Genomic DNA, 248 nt, shown 5'->3' on the forward strand with positions numbered 1-248 from the left:
CAGCCTGTTGGAAGACGAGCCGGAGGCAGAGCCAGAAGACGAATTGCTGGCACAAGAGCCGGACGATATCGACAGCCTGTTGGAAGACGAGCCGGAGGCAGAGCCAGAAGACGAATTGCTTGCACAAGAGCCGGACGATATCGATAGTCTGTTAGAGGATGAGCCGGAGGCAGAACCAGAGGACGAATTACAGGCAGAAGAGGCGGACGATATCGACAGCCTGTTGGAAGACGAGCCGGAGGCAGAGC

The 248-nt window shown here is 57.3% G+C and carries 1 protein-coding gene; it reads left to right on the top strand.

Annotation, left to right across the window (positions count from 1 at the left end):
* The coding region (locus tag C3B51_RS23710) for a hypothetical protein (RefSeq protein WP_206076671.1) at nt 1–248 on the top strand (248 nt) is incomplete at both ends.

It is taken from the genome of Pseudoalteromonas rubra (assembly GCF_004212645.1).
Lineage (GTDB): Bacteria > Pseudomonadota > Gammaproteobacteria > Enterobacterales > Alteromonadaceae > Pseudoalteromonas > Pseudoalteromonas rubra_G.